This window comes from Dethiosulfatibacter sp. (assembly GCF_983023055.1).
The window spans coordinates 1-3,300 of sequence record NZ_CEZJXU010000295.1 but is presented as its reverse complement, the minus strand read 5'-3'; the positions used below and the strand labels follow the sequence as shown (position 1 = coordinate 3,300).

Genomic DNA, 3,300 nt, shown 5'->3' with positions numbered 1-3,300 from the left:
ACTCGTCACCGATTATTTCGATTTCTCTTCCTGTCAATGGAACTATAACTTTCTTTCCAATGAGATCCTTGTATCTTTCATCCTCAGGATGTACTGCTATTGCAGTATCACCAAAAATTGTTTCAGGTCTTGTAGTTGCAATTGTGAAATATTTTTCCGGATCATCTACATATGGATATTTAACATAATAATAATTGCCTGGCTTGTCCTCGTGATCCACTTCTGCATCTGATATTGAAGTAAGACAATCGGGACACCAATTTATTATTCTGTTTCCCCTGTAAATCAATCCCTTGTTGTAAAGGTCAATGAATACCTGGGTAACAGACTCTGAACAACCCTGGTCCATTGTGAATCTTTCTCTTTCCCAGTCACATGAATCCCCAAGCTTTCTCATTTGCTCGGTAATTCTTCCACCGAATTCGTCCTTCCATTTCCAAGCTCTCTCAAGAAATCCGTCTCTTCCAACTTCTTCCTTTGTTTTTCCTTCTTCTCTTTTGATTTTTTCTACAACCTTTACCTCTGTTGCTATGCTGGCATGATCCGATCCAGGAAGCCACAAAGCCTCAAAACCCTGCATCCTCTTCCATCTTATTAATATGTCCTGAAGAGTATGGTCAAGTGCATGTCCCATGTGAAGCTGGCCTGTGATATTTGGAGGTGGTATAACTATTGTGAAGGGCTTTTTGTCCTTGTTGACCTTTGCATGGAAATGTCCTTCCTTTTCCCATGTCTCGTAAATTCTTTCCTCAAAATCCTTTGGATTATAATTCTTTGGTAAATTATTCATATAATTCTCCTTTATCAATACATTTTAAACATTATTATCATTCCAATTATTGTTATTGCTAGTCCTGCAGATTTAATCTTTAGCAACGACTTCATGTCCTTAATCTTCCCTTTTCTGAAAAAGATATCAGATGCAAAGACGACAATGGTGCCTGAAATCAGCATTCCTACTCCAAGATTGTACATTTCATCACCTCATTTTAGCTTATCTTCTTTCTTAAAGCTCAGGTAAGTCATGTATACATAACCCCTAGAAGCATTGGTGTTATGTATTTAAGGAAACTTTCCTTCGCGCCTTAATAAATGCTCACGCATTTAACGCAGCGTAGCTACTTTCTTGTCCAAAAAATAAAAAAAGCCGGCATTCTCAAAGGACGAGAAAACCCGCGGTACCACCTTTTTTCCATATGGCTCTTGAATAGATAACGGCTCACACCGGACAATCCTACTTAAGTTCAGAGTGTCGACTCCAAAGCTACATTCAGCATCCATTTACCTGCAGGACTTTACAGCCCGTGAATCCTGCTCTCTTGAGGTTTAAATGCCTACTCCTCTTCTTCACTGTCTTTTGATTTACTTATGTAATATTAACAAATATATCTTTGCATGTCAACACTTGAAAACACTACATATCAACTTAAGTTAATATTGTAAGAAGAGAACCCAACATGGGTTCTCTAAATTTCATTTCAAATATATTATGCTGATTTTCGTCTGCTGTCTCTCTTGCTCTGCATCTTCTCTGCAACATATTCAGTAAGCTCAAGAAGTCTTCTTGAGTATCCCCATTCATTGTCATACCATGAGATAATTTTCACAAGACCATCATTTACCTGTGTGGACAGTGAATCCACTACACTTGAGCAGTTTTCTTTTCTGAAGTCTACAGATACCAGTGGATCTGTACAATATCCAAGAACACCCTTCATACTTCCCTTTGATGCTTTTTCAAAAGCTGCATTCACCTCTTCAAGAGTAACTTTCTTTCCAAGCTGTACAACTAGGTCAACTACTGATACAGATGATACCGGAACCCTCATTGCCATTCCTGAAAGTAGTCCTTCCATTTCAGGCAACACTTTGCTGATTGCCTTCGCAGCACCTGTAGAAGTAGGAATAATTGATTCTGCAGTTCCTCTTGATCTTCTCATATCTGACTTGTTAACAGCATCAAGAAGTACCTGGTTGTTAGTGTATGCATGTATTGTAGTCATATGTCCCTTTTCGATTCCGAATTCTTCAAGAAGAACCCTGCATACAGGAGCTAGGCAGTTAGTTGTACATGAAGCATTTGATATGATGTGTTGGCTTTCGTTGTCATATTCATGATGGTTGACTCCTAATACAAATGTTCCATCTATGTCATTTCCCGGAGCTGAGATTATAACTTTTCTGGCACCAGCATCTATATGGGCTTGAGCTGATTCACCTGTTGTAAATTTTCCAGTGGATTCTATTACTATGTCAACACCAAGCTCTTTCCAAGGAAGCTTGTCCAAATTTCTTTCATTTAAAGCAAGTATCTTCTTGCCGTCAATAACAATATATTTACCATCAGTATGGATTTCATTAGATAGCTTTCCATATATGGTATCGTACTTAATATTCAAAATAGCATTGTCTATGTTTTTTATACCATTAATCGCTACTATTTCTACATTTGAATCATTTTTTTCCAAATAATTTCTTAATGTTATCCTTCCAATTCTACCAAATCCATTAATTACCACTCTAATTCCCATATCAACCTCCGAGTCTCGAGACTTTTTTTGTCCCGATTAAGTTCTTTGTGTATATGATAACATAAAAAAAAGTTTTTGCAATGGTTATTTTATTTATTAAACCAAACCATTGCATTACATTATTTAATGTCCATCAGGGACATTTTGGGTCCCTTATTGAAATGTGCTAAAATCGTTCGAATTTACAGACTTTTGTACTAAATAATAATATTTCATAGAAAACAGGCAAACGCTTTAAATTTTATTATATTAGGTCTGAGCCACCTTTCAATTCAATAAATTAAGCGTAACCATGTATAACCACGGCAAGTAATGAAACACTTATGTTTATGAAACAAATTGTATTCGGATATATCCCAAAAGGACAAAAAAATCATCTTCAAAACTTTTTTGCTTTTCAGATGATTTTTTTTATTATTTTATTGAATTTCCTTATTTATATACCTTCATCAACTCAATTTCAGCTTCAGGAGAGAATATTTCTGTGTATTCTTTTATGTCCATTAGATGGTTCATGACTTCTTTTTCTTCTATTCCCGGCAATCCATATACGAAATGCATGACTTCTACAGTATCTTGCCTGATACGTGTATTTAAATCAGGTCCATAAACTATATCAGAAATGATTTCCTTTTGATCTGCACAGAATAAATCATTTGCATACAATTGTTGTGTTTTATTACTAATGGTCAAAAACTCTTCATTACCTTTTGAGACATCAAGCTTAACTGGAAAATCTACATATTTTACATCATGACTGGCTGTCAAC

Annotated in this window: 3 protein-coding genes, 1 pseudogene and 1 other annotated feature; all 4 genes and pseudogenes read right to left on the bottom strand. The window is 35.8% G+C overall.

All coding sequences use genetic code 11. From position 1 onward, the window contains the following. On the bottom strand, positions 1 to 790 hold a 790-nt coding region (locus AC3AX0_RS09875), incomplete at its 3' end, for a class I tRNA ligase family protein (protein ID WP_487550123.1). A gap of 14 nt (positions 791 to 804) precedes the next feature. Beyond that, positions 805 to 975, bottom strand: a complete 171-nt coding sequence (locus AC3AX0_RS09870; RefSeq protein ID WP_487550122.1) for a hypothetical protein — start codon at positions 973 to 975, stop codon at positions 805 to 807. Between the two features lie 181 nt (positions 976 to 1,156). After that, positions 1,157 to 1,360: a binding site (T-box leader), on the bottom strand. 127 nt (positions 1,361 to 1,487) lie between these two features. Then, positions 1,488 to 2,531 carry a type I glyceraldehyde-3-phosphate dehydrogenase gene (gap, locus tag AC3AX0_RS09865; protein WP_487550121.1) on the bottom strand — a complete coding sequence of 348 codons (1,044 nt, stop codon included), beginning with the start codon at positions 2,529 to 2,531 and terminating at the stop codon, positions 1,488 to 1,490. A 432-nt stretch (positions 2,532 to 2,963) separates the two neighbouring features. After that, positions 2,964 to 3,300: pseudogene (locus AC3AX0_RS09860) on the bottom strand (phenylalanine--tRNA ligase beta subunit-related protein); the annotation flags it as partial.

Bases quoted from the DNA above. Each gene is read 5' to 3' on its own strand.
- gap (WP_487550121.1), bottom strand. From the start codon at position 2,531: ATGGGAATTAGAGTGGTAATTAATGGATTTGGTAGAATTGGAAGGATA.
- AC3AX0_RS09870 (WP_487550122.1), bottom strand. From the start codon at position 975: ATGTACAATCTTGGAGTAGGAATGCTGATTTCAGGCACCATTGTCGTC.